The sequence below is a fragment of the Desulfotruncus arcticus DSM 17038 genome, assembly GCF_900113335.1.
GTDB classification, from domain to species: domain Bacteria; phylum Bacillota; class Desulfotomaculia; order Desulfotomaculales; family Desulfallaceae; genus Desulfotruncus; species Desulfotruncus arcticus.
The window spans coordinates 82,629-108,394 of record NZ_FOOX01000020.1; the positions used below are offsets into that span (position 1 = coordinate 82,629).

Below are 25,766 nucleotides of genomic sequence, written 5' to 3' on the forward strand. Positions count from 1 at the left end.
TTAACCCCTTTCGTAATGCTTCTACCGGGAAAGGCTTAAAACGTGACGGAGTAAATTATGGTAACAAAAAAAATCCCGCCAGCCCAAAGGCCAGCGGGTAGAGTGTAAATTCTATTGTTCAACTTTATTAATCCAAGTAATAACAACTTGATAAGCAGCGTCTTCCGGGTTGTCTTGATACCCAAAAGTGATCTCATCACCTTCTTTTAGTTGATCAGGGTTGGCGTCCAGTTCGGCTTTCAGTTTATCCGACAGGGCATAGGTGGAAGGATATTTGTTAACTTGAATTTCCACGGTGTTATCATCTGCACGGCCCATGTAGACACCCTGCCCCTGGTGCGTATCTTCATCAGTTGTCCCACTGGGTGGGACCGGTGTGTCTTCGGGTGGGGTCGGCTGTTTAGGTTGTTGCTGTTCCGGTACTGGTTGCCGTTCCTGCTGAGTTGTTGAGGTTCCGGTGTAGCTTGCTGTTTTTCCGTCTTGGGTGCTTCTTGTTTTTGCTCTTGCTGCTGTAGTTGTTCCGCTTTCGGCTTTGACACTTCTTCCTGCGTCACCTTTGGCTTTTCGGTTTGAACCTGTTTCGCCGGTGCATTAAAATGGGTATGAGCCACGGCAAAAAGCAGGGCTATCGCCAAAGCAACAACTACCAGTAAAATGCCGTTCTTCTCTTGCAATTAATCTCCCCCTAAAGTGTCATTTTTTAGTTTTTTATTTGGGCAAAGTGCTGGGTGAACATTTTACCGTATGGGCCGCCGTCCACAATGCCTATCCCGATATGAGTAAAGTTAGGGTTTAATATATTGGCCCTATGACCTTGTGAATTCATAAGGGAGGTGTGTGCCCTATCTACACTTGCTGCCCCCGCCAAGTTTTCGCCAGCACGAGAATAGCTCACGCCCTGGGCGTGTATTAAATCCCACGGAGTTGTTCCTTTTGGTGAAGTATGTGCAAAATAATTACTATTAACGAGATCAGAGGATTTTACACGGGCTGATTTAACGAGCCTCATGTCAACAGTTAGCTGTTTTAGACCAGCTTCGGCCCGTTCCTGATTGACCAGGCTTACCATTTGCTGCTCGTCAGCAGTCAACCCGCTTGCCGGTGCTGGTTGAGGTTTGGGCTTTGGTTGGGGCTTCGGCTGAGGTGCGGGTTGCGGTTGTTTCGATGCAGGGGTTTCTTCGTTGTTCTTATAGATTACGCGGAAGCCGCGTTCTTTAAGATACTGGTAAACAGTGAAATTAGTAGTGTAAAAAGCTACTTTATAAGCGTAATACTTTTGAACAGATTCGCCTGTGGCAGCTTCGGCTTTGGTCATATACATAAAAAGTCCAGCTAACAAAACGGCTAGAGCCAGTATTACCGCCATTGTTTTCTTATTCATTAAAGGTCTTCCCCTTTCGCAAGTAAAAATTAGCCCGCCAGCGTTGGGCCAGCGGGCTTGTTATAACAGGTAATTATTAAAGAGTCGTTTTGTGGAGCATCTTGGTAACGTCAAACATACCGTTGGCAGACAGAGCAATGATAACGCCATTCATAATGCCTTCCTGAATGTTCGCGGCGGGAAGGTAGACAATACCAGCAACAATACCGAGTACCAGAGTTACAAGCGGGGCATATTTACCGGGAATGTAACCTTTGACAAATTGGGTCAGTGCCATGATAACTGCTACAACAAAAGCGGCTTCGTACATTGTTTCACCCCCTTTCAACGAGCTTCGAAAGCTATCTACCGTAAAAGTTCCGGCTTGTGACACTAACTTTTTAAATTATTTCAGGACTTCCAGCCTGTCCAGCAGAACGAGCAGGCGGTAAAAGGTAACGTCCCCCTGGGGTTCCGTGATATATCCCTTTTGATAAGCCTTTAAAACGGCACCTCGTGCCCAGTCGGGCACGCCAACCAGCGGATCGGTGGCTGGGATCTGGGTAGAGGTCATGGGCATTAATACATTTAACCTAGTACCGACAGCTACAATATCGGGATTTGAGACTTTGTTAAGTTTGATAAAGTCAGCCAGCCCAATATTAAAACGGCTTGCAATTTGGCCCAGGGTGTCCCCAGGCTTAACGGTGTAAATGCCTGCCACCGTGTCTATAAATTCGTCCCAGCGGGGTAGAATTTTTTCCGGGCAATACTTCCCGCTCCAGCGTCTGTGCGGTACGACGTTTTCCAGTGGAATGTTATACTGTTCCATCAGTTGGCGAATTAAAAAAACGGCGTTGGAAATAGCTTTTTCCAGGTCGCCGTCTTTGTTTTGGCAGATTTCTATTCCTATGGAAGTAGTGTTACCGGGGCCGTCTTTGCCGTCGCCAGCATGGTAGACCACTTCGTTAGCCGGTATGTGTTGAATTATTTCTTTGTCGTCTATAGTAAAATGCCAGCCCGTCGAGCCGCTGTTTCCACCTTGTAAATACCTGGAATGTCCTGCGGCGTTGGCCCCTGGATTGCTGTTTCCGGTGTTGTGGATGGTAATGTATTTCGGTTCCATTGGGCAGCCCGTGCGGGCTTTAAGTCCTTCGGGCAAAATTTCCTTCTTTATAATCATTGCTATGGGTTGCCCCCTTTTTTACTGCTGATTGATACCTTTATGTCGTTTACGTCGTCGGCAATTTTCCGGTATTGTTCGGTCAGTAATTCAAACTGCTTGGTAATGTCGTGGATAAATGCAGTAAGCTTGTCTTCCCGTTGTTTGGCTTCATCCTGCAGTCGGCGGCTTTCTCTCAGCTGGTAATAGTAAAGAGACACGAACAGAACAGCCCAAAGCCCTTCTTTAAAGGCGTAGTTGAAAATGGTTTCTTCTACTCAAGCCACCCCCTTTCCCAGTAAAGAAGGAAGGCCAAGCCCGAAGGCTAGGCTACTAACGTGCAAAAATATGGTTGCCTATTTGGGTTGTTATTTCCCTTGTCCATACCCAGTTGTAAGCTCCCACCAGGGAGGGGTTCCAGAAATACAAGGCCCCGTAAGTCGGGTCGTAGCCGCTCACGGCGTCCTGGGCAGCCTGCCTTGCGGTATCATTCGGGGTATTGTAAAAACTACCGTCATAAACAGGGGAGAAAGCCCACGGTTGGTAAAGCACATCGGCAATGGTGTTGGGAAAGCGGCTGTCTTTAACGCGGTTTAAAATAACAGCCCCGACACCAACTTGTCCTTTATACGGTTCGCCTTTTGATTCGGCGTAGATCATACGGGCAAATAGATCCATTTCTTTAGGGGTGAATTCCGAGGCGGGTACTAATACAGGGGCAGGAATATATAGAATTTGGCCCACGTATAAGTAGTCGCTATTCAACCCGTTAGCTAGTTTAATAGCCTGAATGGGTATGCCCCCATAGTTCCGTGAGATTTTCCAAAGGCTGTCCCCTGCACGTACTCTGTAAGTGTCCGGTATCAATAGTTTTTGACCAGAGTAAATGATATTGCCTCCAGCCATACCGTTTACGGTTTGTAATGTATTAACAGGCACGCCGTTGACATTGCTTATTCTCCAGAGGGTGTCCCCTGGTTTGACTTGGTGCAGGGTCGAGGCATCGGCGTTGACCACAAAAATAAAAGCCGCCATTATAACGGCAGCTAGCACCAGAACACGAATCCAGGTTTTAAACACTAAATTTTGCTCCTTTCATTAAGTATTAGGCCCCCCTTCCAACTTGGCCAGCTTGTCTTCCAGGGCTTGCAAGCGGTCTTCAAGGGCCTTCATGCGGTTAGCCTCTTTTTGGGCTTTGGGGATTTTCCGGGGTTTTTCGTCGTTTTTCATCCATTCGGGCTTCATAGCGTCGCCCTTTTTTATCTTGTCGGCCACGTAGCGGTCGTCAATAACAACAAAAGGATGTTTAATGTCCCTGATTTCCCCGAATTTGTGACGCACATTATTTCCATCCACTTCCACTTCCCAAAGCCCATTTGTGGCCTGCAATACTTTTGGGCCGTCTTTATCATTTGAATAAATAATCAAATGGTATTGATTCCCCAGGTTAGGCAATTATAATTACCTCCTATTTAAAGTCCAAGGACTGCCTTATATGTAAGGTATTCCTTGTATTTGGCATAATGGTCGCCGTTCGGTGAATATAACGCAAAGCCTTTAGCGTTGCCGTTAATAATCTGGGTCAGCGTCCAGGTCGGCACTTCCACCCACCTTTCTTCTCCCCAAGCTAGCCCAGGCATTATTCCTATTGGGAATATTAACTGGGGTTCTCCTTGGTAAGGTATGTCGGTGTAGTTGTGCATATATAAGTAAAGGGGTTCTTCTTTCGGGTAGCCCCCTTCGGCATACCTTGTTAGCCGTAGAAAGCATTTAAGCACACTTTTAGGGTTAATTTCGTACCAGTTCTCTTTAATAAAGTCTACTGGTAGAAAATACAATGATTTGTGGTTTCCTGAATTATCCCAGGCCCCCTGTATAGCCCCTTTATAGTCCCCGTTCCAATTTTCGTATTCATTCCATACGGCCAGTTTTGTGGAATAATGTCCCATAATACAGGTGTTACTTTCAAATTTAGTGTTTTCGTTGCCAGCTTCAGCGGTAAATACGCCTGTAATTTGGCCCCCATTTATAGTTTCCGTGTTGGCTGTGTCGCCCTGGGGTGCAGTTCCTCCTCCGGCTATGATAGAAGGCCCGTCTGCCCGTAAGCCCGTCGGTGCTGTGCCCGTACAATCGGTTATGTTTACGGTGCTTCCTTCACCGGCTTCGACAGCCACGTCTGCAGCCCCGTAAAATGAACATCGGTCTAAACTAATGTAACTAGAAGCCGCCAAAAGGCCCCATTGACAAAGGCTATTTGTGTTTACGTCTATACGAAGGGCTTGCAGTCGGCTGTCTGTAACATATACCGTGGCCGCTTGACCGTTTAGTTCCCCGGCCAGGGGCACATCATTTATGATGCCGTCTTCTAAAAAAACATCCATACCATTTGAATGAATGGCTATATTACCGTTTAATACACTGCCCTGTAATTCTATTGCTAATTGACCACTTCCGTAATAGCCCTGAATGGCTATAGTTTCGTAAAAGGTTTGGCCAGCGGCACACTGAATGGTCACTACTCCAAAGTTGAAGCGAGGCACTTTGTCGATGGCCTTTTGAATAGTCCGTAAAGGCTGCGAGGGATCAAGGCCCGTGTTGTCGTCCCGCCCGTTTACGGCGTCTATATAGTAAATGTCGTTGTCATAATTAACCTGTATTGTGTTACTGGTTAGCTTGCCAACATAAAGTTCACGGAAACCGCCTACCCGTGCGTCCAGGTCGGCTATAACGTCTCCGCCTTCGTTATAAACTTGCAAGCGGCCATACCCGTTCCCTGGGCCGCCTAGTACTAAAGTTCCGCCACGGGCACGGTCAAAGGACATAGTTCCCGCTGTTATTAGGTCAGCGGTAAAACCGTCGGCGGTGCCAAAGGTCGTCCAGTTCCACTCCCCCGTCACGAGGTCTTTACTGTTCGCTATGGCTAAAACGCCGCCTAAAAGCCGCATGGCCTTTGTCGGGCTGTAGTCGTTGTCTGTAATTAAAATTCCGTTATGATGCGACAGCTTAACGGTTCCCTGTCCCGCCCGAACTTCGGCCCGCAAAGTGTCAATATAGCCGTTAGGCGTCCCCACTTTGCTATCCCATACTCCTTCTTTGTCATTGATCTTCTTTTCCACCCGTTCCAGGCGGGCCAGGGTGTCCGACACTTTCGGCAAAAAATTGCCCAGCTTAACTTCGGCCTTTTCAGGCTCATCCAGGTGACGGGCCAGTTCAATGACACGGGCCTCCACCGATAGGGGCGGGTTGAATTCATTATCAATACATACAACATTGTCCCCCAGGCGGACTTTTTCGGAGGCGTAGCCCGTTACTTTTTCCAGGTCAACAACGTCCATAACGTATTCCATCAGGGGCGTTTTGTTTTGTTGCAGGGCTTCCCAGGTTTCCCGCAAAAGGGCTTCAGGATCGGTTTGTTCTTCGTTTTCGTAGATACCGAAACGGTGGCGTAAGGTGCCGTCATAGTTAATGCGGCCAAAGGTCGCCAGGGCGTCGGGGTCGCCTACCCACTCCTGGCCCATTGGTTTGTCCACGGGGTATCCGTCGGCTTTTTCCCATATCACGTCGGCAAAGTTAATACGGCGTCCATAGCCGTCCCCGCTTTCTTCGCCCTTGCCCCGGCCATAAAGGGCCGTTTTTACCACTGTGCTATCCGCTGTGCGTGTTACCTTCTTCATGTCCCTGGTGTACTGAAAGCGGCGGCCTGTATTGGTGCCCCTGCTTTGCAACAGGTCAACGTAGCGGCCCGTGATTTTACCGCCCGCCAGTTTCACCCGGTAACGCACTTCACAATTAAAAGTGTCAATAATTTTGTGGATACCGGAAAGGACACTTTCGTAATAAAAATTTAGCTGGGACACGGTGCCCATTTCGCTTACAATACCCACTTCCCAGCGGGTGCCCGAAAGCATGATCGCCAGAAGGTTGCGAGCCGTTTCGTTTTCGGGCCGCCTGTCTTCCACGATTTCATCCACCAGTTCCAGGGCGGCGTGTTCGCAAAAAACCCTCTTATATACTGTGCTTTCGTGTGTTTCCTCCACTTCTTTGACTACGAATAACTGGTAAAATTCTTCGTCCAGGTCTTTAATAGCCACGAGGCTTTCTGTAGCGACATATTGGGTGTCTTCGTGCTGTGCGGGCATATAAAATTCCAGGGTATTTTCGCCGTTTATTTGTTCCTTATGCACGGCGTCGTAATAAGGGCATGCCGTAGGGCTTCCGTTAGTTAGAACCGCCCGTATGATTTCGCTTTTATCAAATATGAATAAATGGCGGTCAGGGTTTATAACGGTGTCCCGCTGTTCCAGGTTCCTTACGAATTCGTCCCAGCGAGGCAGCAAAAGTTTGGGACAGTCGGCCCCCTGGTCAAAGTAACGGTGGGGCACCACATTCTTTGTGGGTATGGAATAAAGGGCCTGTAAATACCGGATTAACCACAGGGCGTTTTGCTCGGCTTGCCCACGGTTGCCTCCAGCGTTTCGGCAAATTGTGATACTTATAGAAGTGTCATTCCCTGGGTCGTCGGTGGCCGTCGAGGTATTAAGCGTCATTTCGTCGGTTGGCACGTGTTCAACTATACCCAGGGCATCTACGGTAAAATGCCAGGAATTTAAGGCAGTGTCGTCGGTGTTCAAAAGGTTGGCGTAAAAATTGGCGTCTGCGTAAGCCGCCAGGTTGTCGGCGTCATGTATAACAATGCAAGAAGGGTTGATATATAGTTTGGGTCTGTTTGGCCGCCCGCCAGGAATATGGTTTTTTGTTATGGACGCCATTTATCCACCCCCTTAAATTAAAAGGAAACGGCATCCCAAAGGACGCCGTTGTTACAGCCATTTTTCTTGATATTGTATGGTTACGTCACACTTTGCAGCTGGTTCCAAAGTAAATTCATTCAAGCCACGGTCTAACATAAAGAAGTCAGAAGACACGTCCAGGCAGTTCATGGCCCGCAGTCCGTTCACCTCTATAGTCGCCCTGTCATTGTCAATTACAAGTATGTCCCCGTGTTGGAAGTCATAAGTCACTAATACGTGCTTGCTTCCCTTCTGTAACTTGACGTAAGGGATCGGGGCTTTTACTTTCATGGTAAATAACGGGTAAGTCCTTGCGGTTCCGTTATACGTCAAGCAAGGGGATTCTACGGCCCCCACGCCCAGGTTGCCGTCAAAAGCCATTAGACAGGAGGTGTTTTCGTCCAGCGGCAGCGGGCCGCCTGTATCATTGGCCGCCAGTTCTGCGGTTGTGCGGACTATTTTAGAAGCCCTTACTTCATCAATGGTGTTGTTCCATTGTTCGGAAGTGTCAAAACTGCTTCCCAGGAATATGGTTCCCTTTTCGTCTATGTTGGCGGGGGTCGCCAGGGTCGCGGTGCCCCACTCCACGCCGTCAATCAAAAGCCACACCTGGCTCCCGTTCCAGCGGGCCGCAAAGACGTGGCTGCCCACCATGGCAATGCCCGAAGTTTTAATGACCAGAGTATTGTTAAAATGCAATTCATAGGTTCCGTCAGTCAGCTTTTTAAATAGGAAGCGGCTTCCTTCGGCCCCGTGGCTGTCCCATAAAAAGGCGTTGCGGTCAGTCCGCCCGTCCTCAAAAGCCCTGACTTCGAAGGTGCCCTGGTCGCTTTCCAGGCCGCCGCCCATGTCCAGGGTCAGGGTTTCCGGTTCACGGGTGCCCACTGTCCAGGTCGTTTGATAGGGCTTTTCTTCAAGCTGCCATTTGGTCACGCCGCTGGGGGTTAGCTTTAATTCCGCCGTGGCCGGGGTCACGGTAATCAGGTTTCCGGTTTTGTGGTTTGACACTTTAAAGATCAGGCTGTGTAAGGTCGGTGGTTCAGGTGACGTTACTGTTTTAAGGGTAGCTCTAGTCATAACGGTTATACCTGAAAGACTTTGACCGGGGATTAGCCCGGAAATTGCCCCTCCGTTGGTCGCCGCCTGCCACGAAGTCCCGGCGTCCACGCTGGTTTCTACGGTAAGGGAAGCACCGGCGGGCACGGTGGCCGTCCATGAAATGACACTTGAAAAATAGGCTTCCACGTTGGAAATATCGTAGGCCGCAGAACTCCTTGTGCCGGTGTTGGCCTTGCTTATATTTATAGCTAGGTCTGTTAACTGAGGCGTTTGCTTTTGGTCGGCGGTCGGGGTTAGTGTCGCTCGGTATTGCAGCTTCGCTCCGCTTGCAATCACGGAACCGCTAGGCAAGCCGGGGACGGCCCCGCCTTTGGCTACAGTTTGCCAGCCCGCCCAGGTCGTCCCGTCTGGGGCGTAGTTGGTTTGCACGGTCAGGCCCGCCCCGGTGGGCACAACGCTGCCCCAGGTTATGGTTGAAGTCATAACGATGGACGGCGAAAGTGTCATAATGGGGGAGGTATAGGTGCCTGTTAATCTGTAAACGTCTTTAGCCGCGATTTCCACGGTAATATCAGACACTTTCGGGGTCTGCGTCGGATCGGACGTGGCTAGCGTTACCCTCCATTTAAGGCTTTTGCCCGCCACGTCAGTGTCGGGGGCTAGGCCAGGAATTTCCCCACCGTTGGTGCATTGTGCCCAGGTAGTCCCGCCGTCAAGCGTCACTTCTACCTTTACGGTTGTGCTGGCGGAAGGCGTTATTTCCGTCCATGCGATACGGCTTGTCGCCACGGTGCCCACGGTTGAAATGTTGTAAGCGGGGGACACGCGGCTGCCCGTGGATTTATACTGGTCTGTGGTCGTGGTTTCGTCCCACTGTACGGTAAAGTCGTCCACATAACAGCGGTAGCCGTGGCCGCCGTCTTCCCAGCTGACGTTATAGCTCCGCCCAGGGGTTAAGTTATAGCTTGTAAATGTCCAGTAATTGGCCGCCGATAATTTTCTGATCAGGGTGCCGTTCACGTAAATTTCCGTTATTCCGCTACTGGGATACGTGGGGAAATTCATTTTTGCGTTCTCAGCCCCCGCCGGAATGACAAAAATAGTGTACCCGTAATAATTTGTAGTGTAAGAATAATCGCCACTCCAATGCTGATTTGAAGAATTGTCGAAGTAATACCATTGAAAGAAATTACCCACTGTTGTGCTTTCGTCATCTTCAAAGGTGGCCTTTTTAATTATGTGTTGCGTGCTTGTTACTTGCTCGGTGGCCAGCTTCAGTTCACCGTTTGCGTTGGCCGTAACGTCTGTAAGCGTGCCCCCTAGAAAGTCGGCCTGAGTCGTTTCGGTTTTAGCGTAGTCGGTGCCCGAAGGTATTTTGGTTAATTCCACAAGGCCGCCCGCCGTGGCCTGGGTGTTGCTGTGGGTTCCGTTAAAGTCGCCCTGGATCGTGTCGGCGTTGCTGAAAGCTGGTTCAAGTGTCAATTTTAAATCTGTATCATCGGTATGAACTCCGCTTTGGGTGCCTGTGGCCAGGTCGTCCATAAAGACGTGTTCGAGTGTCACGGCCTGGTCTGTCCCTTCGGTTGAAAGGGTATAAATTGCCCCAGGTGTCAACGCGGTTAAGGTTTCTTCCGCCGGGGCTTCTGCAGTTTGCATATGGTTTGTGGTTCCTTCTTCAATAAAGACGGCCTCCCCGTACTGGCCCGCCTTATAGCGTGGCTGGTTTACAGAGTAGGATGTGCCGTCTTCCAGAAAGGCTGCCGAGGCCCTGGCAAACACCGGGTTAGGTTTGGCCACGGCCACGGTTTGGTTAATCAATTGCCCGGCGGCAAAGGGTTCAGGGCATAAAAAAAGCAGGTTTCCCTGTCCGTTGTAAACGATTTCGTCAATATCCGTTTCACCAGTTACCCGTGCCATGTATATTTTGTCGGGTTCGTCGCTAAAAACAAGCGGCTTCAAGTCGTCCTGGTATAACCAGTCGGCCAGTTGACGGGCCTTTACGCGTAACTCTTCCCATGACGCCGCCTTTATGGTCACGGCCACCTCAATTTGTCTTACGCCCAGTTCCGTGCCAAAGTCTAAGGCCCCCGCCCGCTTTGGTATGCTCACTGTTTTAGAGGCCACAGGAGGTAAAATGCTTTGCCTAACCACGTTTACTGTCACGTAGGTTTTACTATCTATTCCATTAAAAGAAAATGACACTTTATAGTACCCCCTTCGCACGTTGGCTCCGCTTGGTCAGTCTGTAAAGTTCTGCGGCTATGCGTTCTATGTCGGCTTCTTCACGTACTACCATTTGCTGCACGTTAATGTTGACGCCGCCACCTCCGCCAGCTTGTTGCATTTGGTTGGCGATTTCCGCAGCAAAAGGCCGCATACGGTTTCCCTGTAATGGTATGGCAGCTTCCGGGCCAGCCTCACCTATGATAATGTTTGAAGCACCTGTGAAAATACCGCCATTTGCGTACCCTGGGGGGTTGCCGTTATTTTTGCTACTTCCGCCGCTTACAGTACCTTTGGCGGCACTTGCCGAACTTCGGGCGGCGTCTGCGGCTTTGGATGCTGCCTTGCTTGCCAGGCTTTTAGCTTTGTCGTAGGCATCCTGGGCTTTCTGTAACACATTTTTAATAGTATCCAGAACACTATTTAAGGCCGATTTCATACTATCAACGGCATTGGTAACGGTAGACTTGGCACTATTTATGGCATCGGAAATGGTGGTTTTAATGCTGTTCCACGCGTTTGAAACGTCTGTTTTAATAGCCGTCCAGGTGCTTGAAAGAAAAGACTTAACGCTATTCCACACACTGGTTGTATTGGACTGGATATTACTCCACGCCGTTTGTATAAGCTGTTTAATAGCGTCTATGGTCGTTTGGATGAGCTGTTTAATGCTGTTCCATGTTGTTTGCAGGAAAGATTTAATAGTGTTGTAAACTTGTTCTGTATTGGACTTAATAGCGTTCCAGGCATTTTGGATCAATGCTTTTAGGTTGTTCAGGGTTGTGTCCGTTAACTGTTTAATGCTATTCCAGGTTGATTGCAAGAAGGACTTGATAGCGTTCCACACGGTTTCCGTTGTGGACTTAATCGCGTTCCAGGCTGTTTCCACCGTGCTTTTAGTCCAGTTCAGATCGTTTTGGAACATTTGTTTTATAAAGTCCCATATTGATTGCAACATGGTCTTAATACCGTTCCACACGGTGTCCGTGACACTTTTGACAGCGTCCCAGCCGTTTTGCACTACATTTTTGACACTTTCAGCAGAAGTGTTGGTAACGTCCGATATCGCTTTCCATGCTGTTTGTATGGAGCTTTTTATAGCTTCCCAGCCGGTTTCAGTAAAAGCCTTCGTATCATCCCAGGCTTTTGAAACAGTATCCTTTATGGCGTCCCAGGTTTCGCCTGCTTTATTTTCAAGTTCAGCCCAGGATTTCTTTAAAAACGCGGCTATTTCGTCGGACTTTGCGTATAAGGTGCCCAGTACCATAATTAAGGCCGTTACCCCTGCAGCGATTCCCGCCATGGGCAAGGTCACGGCGGTAAAGGCCGTCACCAGAAGTCCCATAACTACCAAAACAGGGCCGATTGCGACGGCGAGTGCGGCCACTATAGCAATGACGGTTTTTACTTCCGGTGAAAAGCCGCTAAAAGTGCGGGTTAGTTTTAATACAAGTTCTGTAACGGTTTCTATAGCGGGCCTCATTACGTCGTAGAAGGAAAGCATTAACCCTTCCACGGCGGAGGATAGTTCAATAAAGCCGCCTTTGGTGTTGTTGGTTATGGTGTCGGCCATTTTCTTGGCCGCCCCGTCGGAGTTTTCCAGTTCCTTTGTAAATTGTTCCAGGCCGTCTCCACCTTGCTGAAGAAGTGCCAAAAGTCCAGGGCCAGCCTCAATACCCACCAGTTCCATAGCGGTGGCAGTATCTATGCCCGCCCCTTTCAGCGTGGTTAATATTTCGGCCAGGGAATGGGTCTGCGGGTTCACGTCGTCAAAGGTCAGGCCCATTTTAGCTAAGGCGTCAGTTGTCCTTGTGGTTGGGTTCAATAGCTGGGAGATGATACCCCGAAGGGCCGTGCCAGCTTTTTCACCCTTAATGCCCGCATTACTTAAAAGCCCGATTGCAGCGGACATTTCCTCCACAGACATTCCAGCAGCGGAAGCAATAGGTGCTATATATGAAAAGGCCAGCCCCAGCCCTTGAATGTCGGTGTTAGATGCGGCGGCGGACTTGGCCAGCACGTCGGCAACGTGGGCCGTTTTGTCGGCGGACATTCCAAAACCTGAAAGGATATTGGAAGCAATGTCAGCGGCGGTTCCCAGGTCAACGGCCCCTGCCGCCGCCATGCTTAAAAGTCCAGGCATAGCCTTCATAATGTCGTTTGTGGTGTAACCGGCTTGTCCTAAAAAGGTCATGGCTTCGGCGGCTTGCGTGGCACTAAATTGGGTTGTTGAGCCGAGGTCTTTTGCTTGGGCGGTTAGTTTATCCATTTCCCCGCCCGTGGCCCCCGTAACGGCTTGCACTTTTGACATGGTGGCGTCAAAGTTACTGCCTACGGCCACAACAGCCGTGCCCAGGGCTGTAAGGGGGGTCGTTACGGCCAGCGACAAGGTTTTACCTATACTTGTTAATTTGGTGCCCACGTCAGATACGCTTTGCTGAGCCGAGTTCAGTTGTCGCTGTAAGTCGCTGATGTCTGCGGTAAAACGTACTAATACACTGCTTAACGCACTCAAAAAACACCCACCTTTCTTGGGGCAATAAAAAAAGGGCCGCCATTCGCTACCCACCATCGGAATAGCAAATAGCGGCCCCTTTTGCCTCTATGCTTTGTTGAATTTCTTCAACAGTTCTTGGAATTGTATGTCCCGTTCTTCACTGGTAATAGGTTTTGCGGCGGCGGTCTGTGTTTTGCCTAAAAGTTTTTCAGGCGTAATTAATGTTCTATAATTTCCGGTAGCGTTCATAAGGTTGGCCGCCAGCCATGCAGTTCGGTGATATGTTGCTTCTTCGGTTTGGTGTTTGAATTCGGTGTAAGCCTCTAACATTTCGGCAAATTCGGTTATGGTTAATTCCCAAAATTCTGCGGGTTTTAACTGTAACGGGCCGAAGGCCAGCATTTTAAGTTCGCCCCAGCCCGCTTCCATTAGTTTTTTCTTGTTGCCATTTGGAAGGCTTCGGCCAGTTTTGCCTGGACATATTCAAAGTTACCGAAGTCCACCAATTCGCCCACTTCTTCTTCCGTTAAGCCCTCATGGATAAGGCCCGCCCAGAGCATTACCCGAACGGCTTTCATAGACATTTGAATGTTCCCCAGTTCGGCCAGGGGCACGCCCAGGCGGTCTTCGATTTCAGCTAGAGAATTTAAAGTGTAACGCATGGTGTAGGTCATGTCGCCCAGTTCCAGTTCAATCATATGTCTTTGTGTGTTTGCCATTTTAATAAGTACCCCCAAAAGGTTTTTTAGAAGTGTCATTTTTTCCGGTCAGTTGTCTATCTAATTAAAAGTGTCATTTTTTAAGCGGCAGGTACTACGGTTAAAGCCCCGGTGCCGGTAAATGAAAGCTTGTAGGTTGCGGCGTCTTCTTGCGGAAATTCAGCAGGGAAGTCGGAAATGATACACTCACCGGTGTATTTCTTGCCGCTGGGCATACGAATTTCAGCTAAAACGGTTTGACGGCTTGCCCAGATAGTTTCCATTTGGTCAAGGGCAGCGTCAGAAGCCATAAGGTAGCCTTCACATTCCAAGCCCCAGCTGTTGATACCCGCCAGGTTTGCGGCCCAGCCGCCGTCGTCCTTGGAAGTGGCGTTTACAATGTTGGTGCTTCTGTTTAAGGTGGCGTTGCTTTGTCCGCCTAATACGGTCAGGTCGGTATCGGTCGGGCCGGTTTTAACGTAAATAAGCACGTCAACGCCAGCAATTTTTGTTCCTGCCATTTGTTGTTTTCCTCCTTATCAAAATAAAAAAGAGGCCGTTTAAGCCTCACATAGGGTTCTAAAGTTGATTGAATAAAGGTGCCGCCCGTTTTCGTCCGTACCGATATACAGCGGCGTACTTTGGGCGGCGGTACAAAAAATAACGTGGGTTGTGCCCACGTCAAAGTCTCGCTTTTGGTGCATAAAGTTATATATTTCCCACGCCTTAGCTTCCCCTTCCCCTGGGTGCGTGGCCCTTAGAAGTACCTGGAAAGCGGGGCGGGTAATTTGGCTGTTACTTGCGGCCCCGCCTGTCAGGGATACCGTTGCACAGTCAGGGGCGGCGGTTGCAGGGATGGTGTTGGGGTAAAATGTAAAATTCAGCCCTTGCTTAATGACACTTATAAGGTCTAATACCCGCACGGTTCACCCCCCTTTATCCTGCCACAAGTCTTTGCAGTTCGGTTTCAATATGTTCTTTGTAGGCATCCTGTTCGCCTGTTAGCGGTCTTTCCAGGAATTTCGGCCCGACGTTGTAATGGTTTCCACTCATACCCGTTCCCCCAGGCTTGGCCTGTGAGCCAGGGCCTAAGTTGTAGGTGCCCTCATGCATTTTCATAGCGTAGTTATAATTGCCGCCGCTATAGCTTTCCCTTACAGCAAATTCCACGGTGCCTTCGGCCTTTGTTCCGCTTGCGTTGACTTGCTTTTCGTAGGACTGTTCAAGTATTCCCTTGTCATGCGGGGCACTTTCGGAAGCGGTGCGGGCCAGGTCGTCAATACAGTCCTGCACGGCCTGTTTTAATGCGTTTTCAAGCTCTCTTTCCAGGCCCGTTAGTCTGCCAAGATCAATCCTTACTTCTACGCTAATATTAGCCATTTATACCGCCACCTTTGTAAATAGTGGCTTTCCGGTAAAGTCCCGAACGATAGCCACGGTTAATGGGTGAAGGCTGTATTGGTTGCCCGTTTCGTCTTTCCACTCTAATAGGTCGCTGTAGTTCACCGTTACAAGCCCGTTTAATAAAATGGTTGCACTTGTGACGGCTTCTTTGCCGTCTTGGGTTTTCACTAGTTGGCTGTGTTGGTCTATCCGACATTTAAGTGTCATTCCACGGCCTGGGCGGGGTTGGCCCCACTCATCCAGATCACCGCCTTTGGTGATTTTGACACTTTGATTTAGAGGTATGAGGGCCATTAAACAGCCCTCCCCACCCGGCGTCCTATGATTAGGACGGCCTGGGGTGCCACGGTCTGGGCTGCTTTATCTACCGCAATTTGCACACCAGCCACGGAAATGATTTTCACACCCATTTCTGCTTTCCGTAGTGTATCGTCAATTCGTAAAAGCCATAAGGATTGTTCAAAAACGGCCTCATCTGGTAGAGGCTTTTCAGCGTCGTTGAAGTTTCTATATATCCGGTAAAGTTGGGCTTTGGCGTTGGCAAGTGCCCGCTGTTTCTGGGTCGGGTCAGCCGCCACCCATTCGTCGTTGTGTAAAACTTGAGTGGCAAAATACGCCTCAGCATTGGCCACGGTTGCCGCCATTTAAGCCACCTCACTTTTTTGTCGCTGTTAGGTTGTTATATGCAACGGATCAATTCAGTTGTTTAATATCAAAAGTTATACGTTTTTAAATTAAAGAAATTTATGCTTAAAAATTATGATTTAAAATTTGTGAACTTATAGAGGGAAAATTATTCTTCTGCAGTAATATGTTGTTAGAAGTTTTTAAGTTAATAATTTAGCTTTCTTTGGTAATAGCTAATACCAATTATAAATAATGGAGTGTGCCAATGAGAATTTATTTACCTAATAACCTTGATCTCTCTAACGCATTAAGGTTCTGCAAAGAATTAAATACGCTTGTTAGTGAGTATACTGATTACCTATATGATTACAGTTTATTAAGTCTTGTAGAACCTTTTGGGATGTTATTAGTTGGTTCAGCAATGAGGAAGTTCATTAACAGTCACACAAATTCAAATCACCAAGGCTGTAACTTTTCAGGCAAAAACTATGCAGCTCATATGGGGTTTTTTCAGAGTATATACTTGGATTATGGTAATAGACCTGGAGAGGCTAATGGAAATACAAGATATATACCAATAACAGAAATTAATACAAATGCCTTAAAAAAAGAAGCTATTGAAAATTTTGAACATGTAGGAGAAACTATTGAAAAAAAATCTCAAGATCTGGCATTAGTGTTAGCAAGACAGGACTTTAATTTGACTGAATATCTAACATATTCAATAAGAGAACTTCTAAGGAATATTGTTGAGCATAGTGAATCTAATAGCATATGGATTGCAGGACAATACTGGCCGTCAAGGGATTTAGTAGAAATTGCCATACTTGATGAAGGAGTTGGAATTAGAAACAGCCTACGCAATAACCCGCACCTTGAAATCGATAGTGATGAATCCGCATTAATACTAGCTTTAGAACCAGGGATATCTGGTGTAGCTTTTGGAAAAAGAAAAAGACCAAACGACGTCTGGAGTAACACGGGATATGGCTTATATATGACAAGTCAGATTTGTCAACAAGGTGGTAGTTTTGTTATTTGTAGCGGCAGTAAAACACTGCTAATGAATAAGTTTACAAAAAAAATATTTGATACTAGCTTTAATGGTACAGCAATTAGGATGAGATTGATTGCATCTAGGATAGGCAATTTAAACACAGTATTGCAACATTTAGTTAATGAAGGAGAAAAGAAAGCTAGAGAAAATAAAACACATTCAGTTTTATCTGCTTCAAAGGCTTCTAAATCTTTATTATCTAAAATAAAGCCTTAACTAAGTAGTGAAAAATAATAGTTTTTATATTTAGAAGCTGCGGACAAAACTAGCGTAACTTTGCTCCTGCTTTGGCGTGACGGAAATTTACCGTCACGCCTGTGTATTAATGTATCTTTTTTAAATTAAATGGATTTAGTTACGCCCATTAACCGTGCAGCAGCCCTGGGATGAAAAACCGCCATGCCGCAATAAAATTCAATACGGGTTCTAAATACAGGCTTGGCATCAATTTCACCCAGGTCACGGACGTTAATCATGCCGTTGCGGAGGCCGGATACGTATTCTTCAGCCCCGAATTTTACGGCGTAAATGGAAGCGGTGTTGCTGGAAGCCCCTTCGGTGAAGCCAAGAATCTCATTACCGGAGGCGTCAGTTTCAACAATGCGAATGGGGATACCACCATAAGTGGAAACGGGGCGGCCAAAAGCATCAGAGCCATTTTCAATGTAGTGCTGGGAGCCTTGTAGGACTTTCTTAACTTCCCGACGCATAGCTTTGGACATCAGCAGTACGTCCGGTTCGCCTTCAACGGCGTCAATCAGTTCGTCAATCATGGCCAGGGTCAGGTTAGCGTCACTTGCATCAATTATTTGCTTACCAGTTAACCGTTTTTCCAGTCCGTTGAATTCTTTGGTATTTGTGGAATTATCACCTTTGAAAAAAGACTTGGTGTAAGCCAGGGAAAGGGCTTTGGCTTTCATTCCGGTATGAATGGCCCTAATGTCCTGAAGGTTGCCACGAGTTGCTACAATAAATTTGTCCACATCAACGTCGCCACCCAGGATGTATAAGCCCTCGGAAGCCTGGTTGATTACACCAACACTTTCGGTGTAGCCTTCGTTTTCGCCACGGAAAGCGATACCGGGCAGGGTTCCTTCCTGATTATATTTGTAAGCGTTACCGGCGATTTCTTGGAAGGGAAGCAGTTCGAAAATAACGGAATTGCGTGCAAAGGTTTCAATTACGCCTCTTTGCAGAACGTCATTGGATAGTTTAGAGGCTTCAAGTATAGTCAGGGCCATTATTTATTTCCTCCTCAAATTTCGTAATTACGTACATTGTGGGCAATAAAAAAAGCGTGGGGTTTCCACGCCTGTGAAGGTGTTACTTTTGGCCGTAAGCGGCTCTTAACAATTCCATTGGGGAGAGTTTATTTAGGTCAGCATTTTGGCTGCCCTGGGGGTTCGTCCTTTCACCCAGTGGGGTGTCCTTTTTAGTTGTTTTAAACAATCCTTTCTTTTCGGCATTGGCCAGCCATTCCAGCTTTTGTTCGGGGTTCATGTGCTGGGGCAGTAAGTCTTTGAATTCTTCGGGCACGTTTTCCAGCCGTGCTTCCAGAAGACTGTTTATTACCCCCTCAAGCTGAACCACCCGTTCGGTAGCTTTGGAATAGGTTTCTTTGGTCTGGTTCAATTCATCCGAAGTGGTCTTATACAGTTCCTCGAATTTGCCTTGCTGTTCTTTGGCTTTCTTTTCCTGTTCAACCGCTTTTTTGTCCCTTTCGGTTTTTTCGGCTTTCAAGGTTTCAAGGTCTTTCATCAATTCTTTGTATTTACTGTTCACTTCATCAAAGCGGTGCTTGGGTATCATGTGTTCTTTATCCTGGTGGCCGCCTGAATTATCCCCGTCCTGGTTTTCCGTGTTTTTCGCCCCGTCAGGCGTAGGGTTTTGGGTGTTCAGGTTTTCGTTTGGGTTGGTGTTGTTAGTGTTCTGTTCAGACATTACTTAAATCCCCTTTCGAATTTCGCTTGTTTTCGTGGTTGCGTCCACGGTGTTAGGGAGAATAAAAAAAGGCCCTTTTGGGGGCCAAAGTCTTACTGATCTAATTCAGTCATTTTTCTGTTGTGTTTATCTTTAAGGGCGGTGGGCAACAGGTCAAAGTCCCTTAATGCGTGCACGGTGTGTTGACAATTCGGGTGAAATATTTTGCCGCTGTCCCTTAACTCGTTATAGGTTAAATAACTTGGGGTCAGGCCGTTCATGGAAATTACCATACCTTCATAACTCCGGCAAGCGTCTTTGGCCCCGTGGGATGATACCACAGCTAGGTCGAGGCCCCTTTCGGTAAGTTCCTCCCGTCGGCCTTCTACGTGGGCTTGCTGTAGCTTTGTTCTTACCACCATTTCCGCGTAAGTCGAAAGGTTCCAGCGGCGGCCCGCCTTGTCAACTATACCTACCCAGGCTTCGCTTTCCAGCTTCTTGGAAAGGCCCGCTTTGGTCAGTTTGTCTATAATTTCGTTGCGGGTGGTACGGCGGCCCAGCTGCTCAATTGCTTTCACCCTTAAAGTGTCCCCGACGACACTTCTTACAAGCTGTTTAACTTTTCTTTCTGTATTTTGGGTAGCCATTAAAAGGTCGTTGTAAGTGTCATTGACGAGTGCCTCTACTTGTTGGCGGGCCAACAGGGAGAAAGACACCCCTGCTACCGCTTCCGCCAGTGTGCGGGCTTCCCCCAGTTCAACCAGGGCCGTCGCTTGGCCGTCACGGTAAGCATGGGCCACCACATCATCAGCCCATTGCCGGGTGTTGCCGTCCAGTTCTCGTAGTATAAATGCTATTTGATTAAGCAAAGAAACGGCTTGTGCCGCCTCAATGCCGTTGGTTATGCTTCCTAGCTGGTAAACTATTTTTTTAAAAGCGTCTTTGTAATACTTCACCAGTCGCCTTTCGTCCCGTTCGTAACTGGGCTGAGGAATAAAGCGTGGCATTATTCACCACCCGCCTGTTTAAAAGTGTCATTATTAAATATTGACGGGTCGGCCACGGCTTCCTCGGCCCTTATGCGTTCCAGTTCCTTTTCTGCTTGTTCTTCGGTTAGGCTGTCCAGCCACATAACGGCGGACTTCTGGGAAATGGTAGCTTTACCGCCTGTTCTAATTGCCATAATGTTGGCCATTTCGGTTTCGTCATCCGGCAAGCCGTCCCTAAACTTAATCAGCGGGGTAAAAAGCTGGTAATTCTGTTTACCGCCCCGTGCGTGTTCCAGCATTTGAGCAATGGTTAAGACGCGTTTCAATCCCTTATTGTAATATTGCCGCTTCCGGTTGATTTTGGCCAGAATACTGTTCATTCGCCATTTAATTGACAGGCCGCTGCTGCCGCTTGTGCCGCTGTCCCCTTTGCCCAGGGCCACGGCGGGAATTTCAGCGTTGATAAGTAAAATGTCTATAAGTTTTTCCAATTCCTGAAAAGCCGCCTGTAATTGGCCGTCCCATGTTATATACTGGGGCACGACGTCTTCTTTGCCCATGATTTCAAAGATTTTATTTAAGCCCACACGGAAAACGGGGTTTCCTTCTTCGTCCTCACTTAATAACCCAGCGGGAACGGCCATTGCTGGGTCTGCGTGCTTGTCCAATATGGCCGCAATTTGCGAGAGCCTGTTATTAATTTCATCAAACAGCGGCTTGTTGTCGGAAAGGTCGTCAATGCCCTCCCAGATTTCGTCTGTGGCAAAGTTGGGAACGTGCACCACCAAGGGAAAGGGCACGTCAGTCTCCACCAGTTTATAGGCGTCTTTGATTTCCGAATAAATACGCCATTCCGTTATCTCGTTATCATAGGTTATAGTCACAGGGTTCAAGTTGAATTTGCGGTAAATAATCCGGCCAGGGAAGTGGCTTTCCACGTTTAATATCCAATAGTCACCCTTTTTGTTGTCGCGGATCAGAAAAGGGACGGCGATATGGTAGGCCATGATTTTGTTCGCGTCCCCTGGAAAAGTTTCAGGGAATACGTATTCCGGGTTTTGGGCTTCGATTATGGCCCTGAAGGGGTCATACCTGGCGTCTACCATGCCGTCATATTCCTGGCCCCAGCGTATCTTGTAAAAGCTGTCCCCACGGTAAGCGTTACCCAGGGCACTTTCGTAATTAATAATGTCCAGGTTATTGTCCCCGTTTATTCGGTCGAGGGCTTTTTGCTCGTTGGAATTGTCGTCCTTGCCCGCTGAATAAGCCGTGGGTTCGCCGAAAAGAAAGTCCGCCGATTTTTTGCAAATAATGGCGGGCAAGTTTACTGATATATAAATAACGTCATTTTGGCGGCTAGTCAGCCGGTTCTGTACTCGTTTGAACACATCGTAATGTTGGCCCATGAATAACTTGCGGTTGTCCCTATAACGGGCAATACGTTCCTTGTGCGATGGTGGCGGGAAATACTCATTTATAGCAAACAGCGGGGTAGGCGGAAGGTAATACTGTTCCAGTTCTTCTGCATAGCCGATTACGCCCAGCAAAGAAAGCCCTCCTTTGTAAGATTAGATTCACCTAATACGGTAGCCCGGCCCGGTATTTACAAGCCGGAGGGCTTTTTGTGGAATGTCCTCCTTTTCCCGCTTCCGCACAATTCCACAGCCATTTGCAGGGCATCCGGCAGGTCGTCATGGTCATGGGTGGGAAATTGTTCAAGCATTTCAATCAAGAGCCGCTGGTGCCTCATCAGCCGCAGCACGCCATTTTCAAACAGTGGTTCCAGGCTTTCAATACGTTCTTCCTTTTTGGTCTTACTAGTTACGCCTTTTAGCCTGGTAGTGTATAGGGCTTCTTTTGCCAGCCGTTCACGCAGCTGGCGGAAGAAGTCAATCTGGGCCTGTACTGTTTCCACAGCAAAAACGCGGGGCCGGTACTGTGCGATTTTGTCTACTGCCGTTTCAAGGGCTATGTGTGCCGGGCATTTTTTGGCCCAGACGTCAACACAATAAATAAGGCCCGTCCTTTTATCACGGGCCACTATTACTATAGCGTTATAATCTGAACGTGAATTTTTACCGAAGGCCAAGTCCCAGGCCCCGAAGTATTCCAGGGGCAGGGGTCTTCCTTTGTCATTTTTCAGGTCGCCGTAGTCAAAATAAGTGAATGTGTCGGGCCTAAAAATTTGGTCTTCCTCGCTGATAGGGTTGTTCATAAATTCAGAGCCGAAAGCACGGCTTCCGATGTTTACTTTTTCTAAAATCAGCTTTGCGTAATCAAAACGGGCGGGCCACAGCACTTCCACGCCCTTGTCCATTTCTTCTTTGTTGGCATAATAAAAGGCCAGGGCGTCTTCCATGCGGTTCTCATTCCCCTGGTCACGGTAAATGTTTTCAAATTCTTCCCATAGGTCTTCCCGTTCCGGCGGGTTTACTATAGCCGCATAGACTTTGCTTTGAAAGTCGGCCCGCTGCAGGATATGGGGCAATAAACCGGACCTATGCACAATGGTTCCCATGTAAATAAAGGCCGTCCGGTCTGGGTCGCCGATGGGTATTACCACGGAATTAAACCAGTGCAGGTTTTTGTCCCGAAGTTCGGCGGTGTTGGTGTTCTTTTGGCTTTCCAGGTCGTCGCAGATTACAAGGTCAGGACGGTAAGAGCCGTTCCTTTTGCCTCGAAGCTGTTTGCCCATTGAAGCGGCTTCCACCACTACGCCGTTTTTAGTCAGAAAGGCTTCTTGGTTGTCCTTGTCGTTAAGGGACTTTTTCGGGCTTAGCAGGTCGCCGTAGTCATCCCGTAGTTTCTTGTTATATTTTAGCTGCAGGCTGACCCATTCAATAAACTTCTTAGCGGAAGTGTCAGTTTCAGAGATCACTAAAATATATTTTCTTTTACCGAAGACAATTTGGTGAATGGGGAAGGCGTTTGACAAATAAGCTGACTTGGCGTGGCCCCTGGGGGCCGCCCAACCAATACGTGCCGTTATATTAACGTTAGAAACCTCATCCAAAATGCCGCATAATTCTCCGTGAAAGGTTGGGGCCATTTCCACGTTTATTCCTGCGGGAATTAAGTTCTGTTCGTTTTCCGGGTTGCGGTTATCGCTAAAATATTCGTACATGAAATAAAGCACGGATTCTTCCGCGTGGTCAATTCTTTTTAGTTTAAGCAGTTCGGCCATGTCTGCTTTTTGTTGGGTCATTTGGTCGGGTGTTGGCCGCTTGCCCAGCTCAAGTTTTCGGTTAATAAGACGAACTTGCTGCTCCAATAACTTGATACGGTCACGCCGTTGGCCGGTGTTCGTGATGTCCAATTGCTCTCACCCCCTCACACAACGCACACAATTACCCTTATTACGTACATTAGTACAAGGGTGGGGCGTTTATATTAGGCATTAAAAAAAGGCCCCGTAAAGGGCCTCCTAAGCGTTTTTACAGTTATTAAGTTTTAGTCTTCCAGCGGGATTTTGCTGCCCCCTGGATGGGTGCAACAATCTGTCCCGTCGTTATAGATGCAACAGCCGTGGCCGTTCACGCACCACCATTCGCTGTCTACCCGTTCCCGTTCACACGCACCTTCCGTGCTTGCGTCGTCGTCTTCCCAGGTTACTGGCCAAAAGTAGGGGTCTGCCGCCATCCGTGCCGCTTGTAGCGGGGCTACGTCCAGGCCCCAGTTTTGGAAGCCTGATAGTATGGTTTCATAGTATTCCTCCCAAGGCGGGGCTTCAACGTACTGCGGCCCCATCCGGTAAACGAAGGCTGCCTTCTTTTCGCCGTAAGCGTTCACCACCTCAACTATGTAACGGTTATACAGTCGAGGGTAGCCTTCGTACCTGTCCAGGGCTTCCAGGTCTTTAATGGTTATTCTGTACAAGGCACCAGCCACCGCCTCGCCCTGGGCGGGTTCTATGTCAGCCACCCCGTTTCCCCGCTTGTTTCCTTTGAATGTTAGGCGGTAATCATGACACTTTACAGCCTCAAGGGGCTTGGCTGACGGGCAACGCCGCTTCATTTGACTCAGGTGTAAGTTTGATCCGTAGGCGAAGTACGGAATTAAAAGGTAGCCTTTCTTGTCTATATGAATTTTTTTGAATGTGTTTATTTTCATGCTGCCGCCTCCCGTGATGTTTTATACTTGTATTATATTACGGAATGGCGTACACATCAACTATAAAAAAAGCGGTAGCTTGTACTACCGCCTTTTACCGTTTAGTGTTGAATAATCTGTGTTATAATGCCCGCACGTTTTAATTCCTTGACGAATTCCTCGCTGTCCTGCCAATCAATTTTAACCCCTGTTTGAATTTCGGTGCGGCGGGCCAGTTCCTTCATGTACTGTTCCACGCTGTCCTCCGGTTTCCATGACGAATCACGAAGTCTATTTATAATTTCGTCCCAGTCTTCTCCCGTCAAGGTGAGCCCATCTATAAAGTGTACTGTTAGCAATGGTAACAAGCCGCCTTTCACGTCGCCCAAGTATTCCGGCATCATATATATTATTCCCCTTTCGTTTTATTCTAGCCGAACGGCCAGGGGTTTTCAATCCCCCTGGCCCCCGTGGTCTTAGGCGGCTACGCTTGCAAAGTGTTCTCTGCGTTTCATTTGGTATTTGAAGGCTTGTCCGTATTCGGTTTTTAGGCTGTCCCTTGTTACGTCTCCGAATAGGATACGGCGAAGGCGGCGTTCGTGGTCGATGGAAGTATGGGCGTCCCTGTCCCAGTCGCCTTTTGCTATTCTCATTTTGCCGCCTTTGGCCCTTTCAACCAGGGCCTGGGTGAATACTACCCAATTAACGGCTTTCTCGGCTTCGTGAGTGCCGCCATGTTGCCTGAACTCAATGGTGTTGTGGCGGTAATAAGCCTGGAAATTTAGTTTTTTGTAACGGTTGAACATAACTCGGTTAATGTCGTTTAAGGTTTTAGCCGCCAGCAATGCTTTTAATTCCTCGGCGTTGAAACCCCTGCAATATCTGTTACCGTTTCCCCTACGGCTGGGTGGTAATATGGCGTCCATGTAATTCTCAAATTTGTAGTAGATTGCGTACAGGTTAACAAAGTTTTCTACTTGGTAGTCTGTTACATCGTGATGGACGTGAAGGCCGCAAGTCCGGTCAACTTTGGCCCCCGCCTTGCCCAGAGCGTTCATTACGGCTTTCAATTCTTTCAGGCCCTCCCTGCCCTTCAGGATGGGGCTTACTAATTCGTGGCCACCCCGTGTTAGGCCGGTGCCCTTGTTGTTTACGGAAACGTCGTAAATTAATTTCCAATGGCGACGGGTTGTGTGGTTGTAAGTTTCGTGGTGTACGTTAATCCCCGCCTCGTTTAAGGCTGCCAGGGCTTTTGGGGCTGTGATGCCGAAAAATTCGATTTCTACGCCAAAGGTTCTTGATTCGTTGAAGGTTACTCGGTATTCCTGTTCTCTCATTGGCATTTTGTCGTGTCCTCCTTGATGTCGCTTGATGTTGGGTTATTGCTGTCTCGCATGTGTAGCTTATTACGTAATCTAGTACAAGTCAAGGAGATTTTGACACTTTATTTTTTGCAGAATGACACTTTATCTAAAAAACAAAAAGCCCTTAAATAAGGAGCTTTATAATACAATAACCTTCATAATTCTTTGACAGACCAAGGTTGAATAATTCTTATAATACGTAACTCAACTTTCCCACTTGCAAAATAACCTTAATCCCAACATTTAAGCGGCCTTGCTGGAAAATAAAATAGCCCTTGACAATCATTGAGAAAAAATAGAAAAGACACCAATCCTTTTGGTAAAATGGAATTGCCAAAAACCAAAATTACCAGACCAAGGAAGGTGTCCATGATCATGATAATAAAAAACGCAGGGGTTAAGCAACTGCCAAAAAGTCTCCAATCTACGTTTTTAGAATTAAAAATATCAAATTACTTACGTAAAGCTGGCATAGTTAAAGGATTGGGATTCTCTTGTCTAACAGTTTTTTGTTTGGTTTTCTCGAT

At 47.8% G+C, this 25,766-nt stretch carries 27 protein-coding genes and 1 pseudogene; 2 read left to right on the forward strand and 26 right to left on the reverse strand.

What is annotated here, in order from left to right:
* Window positions 1-111: 111 nt before the first annotated feature.
* The 18 genes from BM056_RS21450 to BM056_RS21530 form a co-directional block, all read right to left on the reverse strand.
* Window positions 112-294 (reverse strand): hypothetical protein, encoded by a 183-nt coding sequence (locus BM056_RS21450; protein ID WP_165613651.1) that lies wholly within the window; start codon window positions 292-294, stop codon window positions 112-114.
* The gene (locus BM056_RS25905; RefSeq protein ID WP_131820813.1) at window positions 240-674 is read right to left on the reverse strand and encodes a hypothetical protein; all 435 of its coding nucleotides are present in this window, start codon (window positions 672-674) and stop codon (window positions 240-242) included. Before BM056_RS25905 ends, BM056_RS21450 begins: the two co-directional genes overlap by 55 nt.
* 26 nt (window positions 675-700) lie before the next feature.
* Window positions 701-1,381 carry a CAP domain-containing protein gene (locus BM056_RS21455; protein ID WP_092474319.1) on the reverse strand — a complete coding sequence of 227 codons (681 nt, stop codon included), beginning with the start codon at window positions 1,379-1,381 and terminating at the stop codon, window positions 701-703.
* A 76-nt stretch (window positions 1,382-1,457) separates the two neighbouring features.
* Window positions 1,458-1,691: a hypothetical protein gene (locus BM056_RS21460; RefSeq protein ID WP_092474321.1), complete on the reverse strand. Its 234-nt coding sequence runs from the start codon at window positions 1,689-1,691 to the stop codon at window positions 1,458-1,460.
* Window positions 1,692-1,766: 75 nt separating this feature from the next.
* Entirely contained in the window at window positions 1,767-2,543 is a 777-nt protein-coding gene (locus tag BM056_RS21465) for an N-acetylmuramoyl-L-alanine amidase (RefSeq protein ID WP_092474323.1), read from the reverse strand.
* A 2-nt stretch (window positions 2,544-2,545) separates the two neighbouring features.
* On the reverse strand, window positions 2,546-2,788 hold the full coding sequence (locus tag BM056_RS21470; protein WP_092474325.1) for a BhlA/UviB family holin-like peptide: 243 nt from the start codon (window positions 2,786-2,788) through the stop codon (window positions 2,546-2,548).
* Window positions 2,789-2,855: 67 nt separating this feature from the next.
* Window positions 2,856-3,602 carry a cell wall hydrolase gene (locus BM056_RS21475; protein WP_238456593.1) on the reverse strand — a complete coding sequence of 249 codons (747 nt, stop codon included), beginning with the start codon at window positions 3,600-3,602 and terminating at the stop codon, window positions 2,856-2,858.
* An 18-nt stretch (window positions 3,603-3,620) separates the two neighbouring features.
* Window positions 3,621-3,977 (reverse strand): hypothetical protein, encoded by a 357-nt coding sequence (locus tag BM056_RS21480; RefSeq protein WP_092474327.1) that lies wholly within the window; start codon window positions 3,975-3,977, stop codon window positions 3,621-3,623.
* A 17-nt stretch (window positions 3,978-3,994) separates the two neighbouring features.
* Window positions 3,995-7,291, reverse strand: coding sequence for a phage tail spike protein (locus tag BM056_RS21485; RefSeq protein ID WP_092474329.1), 3,297 nt, complete (start codon window positions 7,289-7,291; stop codon window positions 3,995-3,997).
* 51 nt (window positions 7,292-7,342) lie between these two features.
* Window positions 7,343-10,573, reverse strand: coding sequence for a distal tail protein Dit (locus BM056_RS21490; RefSeq protein WP_165613652.1), 3,231 nt, complete (start codon window positions 10,571-10,573; stop codon window positions 7,343-7,345).
* Between the two features lies 1 nt (window position 10,574).
* Window positions 10,575-13,109: a phage tail tape measure protein gene (locus BM056_RS21495; protein ID WP_165613653.1), complete on the reverse strand. Its 2,535-nt coding sequence runs from the start codon at window positions 13,107-13,109 to the stop codon at window positions 10,575-10,577.
* A gap of 87 nt (window positions 13,110-13,196) precedes the next feature.
* On the reverse strand, window positions 13,197-13,520 hold the full coding sequence (locus BM056_RS21500; protein WP_092474335.1) for a phage tail assembly chaperone: 324 nt from the start codon (window positions 13,518-13,520) through the stop codon (window positions 13,197-13,199).
* Window positions 13,520-13,810, reverse strand: coding sequence for a GTA-gp10 family protein (locus BM056_RS21505; protein ID WP_092474337.1), 291 nt, complete (start codon window positions 13,808-13,810; stop codon window positions 13,520-13,522). Before BM056_RS21505 ends, BM056_RS21500 begins: the two co-directional genes overlap by 1 nt.
* Window positions 13,811-13,890: 80 nt before the next feature.
* Window positions 13,891-14,310, reverse strand: coding sequence for a phage tail tube protein (locus tag BM056_RS21510; protein WP_092474339.1), 420 nt, complete (start codon window positions 14,308-14,310; stop codon window positions 13,891-13,893).
* Window positions 14,311-14,349: 39 nt separating this feature from the next.
* Entirely contained in the window at window positions 14,350-14,712 is a 363-nt protein-coding gene (locus tag BM056_RS21515) for a minor capsid protein (RefSeq protein WP_092474340.1), read from the reverse strand.
* A 13-nt stretch (window positions 14,713-14,725) separates the two neighbouring features.
* Window positions 14,726-15,169: a hypothetical protein gene (locus tag BM056_RS21520; RefSeq protein ID WP_207648232.1), complete on the reverse strand. Its 444-nt coding sequence runs from the start codon at window positions 15,167-15,169 to the stop codon at window positions 14,726-14,728.
* Entirely contained in the window at window positions 15,170-15,487 is a 318-nt protein-coding gene (locus BM056_RS21525; protein ID WP_092474341.1) for a hypothetical protein, read from the reverse strand.
* Window positions 15,487-15,837 carry a hypothetical protein gene (locus tag BM056_RS21530; RefSeq protein WP_092474343.1) on the reverse strand — a complete coding sequence of 117 codons (351 nt, stop codon included), beginning with the start codon at window positions 15,835-15,837 and terminating at the stop codon, window positions 15,487-15,489. Before BM056_RS21530 ends, BM056_RS21525 begins: the two co-directional genes overlap by 1 nt.
* A gap of 248 nt (window positions 15,838-16,085) precedes the next feature.
* Here BM056_RS21530 and BM056_RS21535 point away from each other — a divergent pair, with 248 nt between their 5' ends.
* A complete protein-coding gene (locus tag BM056_RS21535; RefSeq protein WP_092474345.1) occupies window positions 16,086-17,093 on the forward strand; it encodes an ATP-binding protein in 1,008 nt (335 codons plus the stop codon).
* A 125-nt stretch (window positions 17,094-17,218) separates the two neighbouring features.
* Here the strand turns inward: BM056_RS21535 and BM056_RS21540 are convergent, their stop codons facing one another.
* From BM056_RS21540 to BM056_RS21575, 8 genes are all read right to left on the reverse strand, one after another.
* The gene (locus tag BM056_RS21540; protein ID WP_092474347.1) at window positions 17,219-18,118 is read right to left on the reverse strand and encodes a major capsid protein; all 900 of its coding nucleotides are present in this window, start codon (window positions 18,116-18,118) and stop codon (window positions 17,219-17,221) included.
* Window positions 18,119-18,200: 82 nt separating this feature from the next.
* Window positions 18,201-18,818 carry an OmpH family outer membrane protein gene (locus BM056_RS21545; RefSeq protein WP_092474349.1) on the reverse strand — a complete coding sequence of 206 codons (618 nt, stop codon included), beginning with the start codon at window positions 18,816-18,818 and terminating at the stop codon, window positions 18,201-18,203.
* A 92-nt stretch (window positions 18,819-18,910) separates the two neighbouring features.
* The gene (locus BM056_RS21550) at window positions 18,911-19,804 is read right to left on the reverse strand and encodes a phage minor capsid protein (protein WP_092474351.1); all 894 of its coding nucleotides are present in this window, start codon (window positions 19,802-19,804) and stop codon (window positions 18,911-18,913) included.
* Entirely contained in the window at window positions 19,804-21,333 is a 1,530-nt protein-coding gene (locus tag BM056_RS21555) for a phage portal protein (RefSeq protein WP_238456594.1), read from the reverse strand. The genes BM056_RS21550 and BM056_RS21555 overlap by 1 nt, the downstream gene beginning before the upstream one ends.
* A gap of 56 nt (window positions 21,334-21,389) precedes the next feature.
* The gene (gene terL, locus BM056_RS21560) at window positions 21,390-23,102 is read right to left on the reverse strand and encodes a phage terminase large subunit (RefSeq protein WP_092474353.1); all 1,713 of its coding nucleotides are present in this window, start codon (window positions 23,100-23,102) and stop codon (window positions 21,390-21,392) included.
* 134 nt (window positions 23,103-23,236) lie between these two features.
* Window positions 23,237-23,896 (reverse strand): gamma-glutamylcyclotransferase family protein, encoded by a 660-nt coding sequence (locus BM056_RS21565; protein ID WP_092474355.1) that lies wholly within the window; start codon window positions 23,894-23,896, stop codon window positions 23,237-23,239.
* A gap of 101 nt (window positions 23,897-23,997) precedes the next feature.
* Window positions 23,998-24,279: a hypothetical protein gene (locus tag BM056_RS21570; RefSeq protein ID WP_092474357.1), complete on the reverse strand. Its 282-nt coding sequence runs from the start codon at window positions 24,277-24,279 to the stop codon at window positions 23,998-24,000.
* A 72-nt stretch (window positions 24,280-24,351) separates the two neighbouring features.
* Window positions 24,352-25,218: an amidoligase family protein gene (locus tag BM056_RS21575; RefSeq protein ID WP_238456595.1), complete on the reverse strand. Its 867-nt coding sequence runs from the start codon at window positions 25,216-25,218 to the stop codon at window positions 24,352-24,354.
* Between the two features lie 306 nt (window positions 25,219-25,524).
* Between BM056_RS21575 and BM056_RS26680 the strand changes: the two are divergent.
* A pseudogene (locus BM056_RS26680) lies at window positions 25,525-25,766 on the forward strand (hypothetical protein); the annotation flags it as partial.

Bases quoted from the DNA above. Each gene is read 5' to 3' on its own strand.
- BM056_RS21455 (WP_092474319.1), bottom strand. From the start codon at position 1,381: ATGAATAAGAAAACAATGGCGGTAATACTGGCTCTAGCCGTTTTGTTA.
- BM056_RS21460 (WP_092474321.1), bottom strand. From the start codon at position 1,691: ATGTACGAAGCCGCTTTTGTTGTAGCAGTTATCATGGCACTGACCCAA.
- BM056_RS21465 (WP_092474323.1), bottom strand. From the start codon at position 2,543: ATGATTATAAAGAAGGAAATTTTGCCCGAAGGACTTAAAGCCCGCACG.
- BM056_RS21485 (WP_092474329.1), bottom strand. From the start codon at position 7,291: ATGGCGTCCATAACAAAAAACCATATTCCTGGCGGGCGGCCAAACAGA.
- BM056_RS21500 (WP_092474335.1), bottom strand. From the start codon at position 13,520: ATGGAAGCGGGCTGGGGCGAACTTAAAATGCTGGCCTTCGGCCCGTTA.
- BM056_RS21505 (WP_092474337.1), bottom strand. From the start codon at position 13,810: ATGGCAAACACACAAAGACATATGATTGAACTGGAACTGGGCGACATG.
- BM056_RS21510 (WP_092474339.1), bottom strand. From the start codon at position 14,310: ATGGCAGGAACAAAAATTGCTGGCGTTGACGTGCTTATTTACGTTAAA.
- BM056_RS21520 (WP_207648232.1), bottom strand. From the start codon at position 15,169: ATGGCTAATATTAGCGTAGAAGTAAGGATTGATCTTGGCAGACTAACG.
- BM056_RS21525 (WP_092474341.1), bottom strand. From the start codon at position 15,487: ATGGCCCTCATACCTCTAAATCAAAGTGTCAAAATCACCAAAGGCGGT.
- BM056_RS21530 (WP_092474343.1), bottom strand. From the start codon at position 15,837: ATGGCGGCAACCGTGGCCAATGCTGAGGCGTATTTTGCCACTCAAGTT.
- BM056_RS21535 (WP_092474345.1), top strand. From the start codon at position 16,086: ATGAGAATTTATTTACCTAATAACCTTGATCTCTCTAACGCATTAAGG.
- BM056_RS21540 (WP_092474347.1), bottom strand. From the start codon at position 18,118: ATGGCCCTGACTATACTTGAAGCCTCTAAACTATCCAATGACGTTCTG.
- BM056_RS21545 (WP_092474349.1), bottom strand. From the start codon at position 18,818: ATGTCTGAACAGAACACTAACAACACCAACCCAAACGAAAACCTGAAC.
- BM056_RS21550 (WP_092474351.1), bottom strand. From the start codon at position 19,804: ATGCCACGCTTTATTCCTCAGCCCAGTTACGAACGGGACGAAAGGCGA.
- BM056_RS21565 (WP_092474355.1), bottom strand. From the start codon at position 23,896: ATGAAAATAAACACATTCAAAAAAATTCATATAGACAAGAAAGGCTAC.
- BM056_RS21570 (WP_092474357.1), bottom strand. From the start codon at position 24,279: ATGATGCCGGAATACTTGGGCGACGTGAAAGGCGGCTTGTTACCATTG.
- BM056_RS21575 (WP_238456595.1), bottom strand. From the start codon at position 25,218: ATGCCAATGAGAGAACAGGAATACCGAGTAACCTTCAACGAATCAAGA.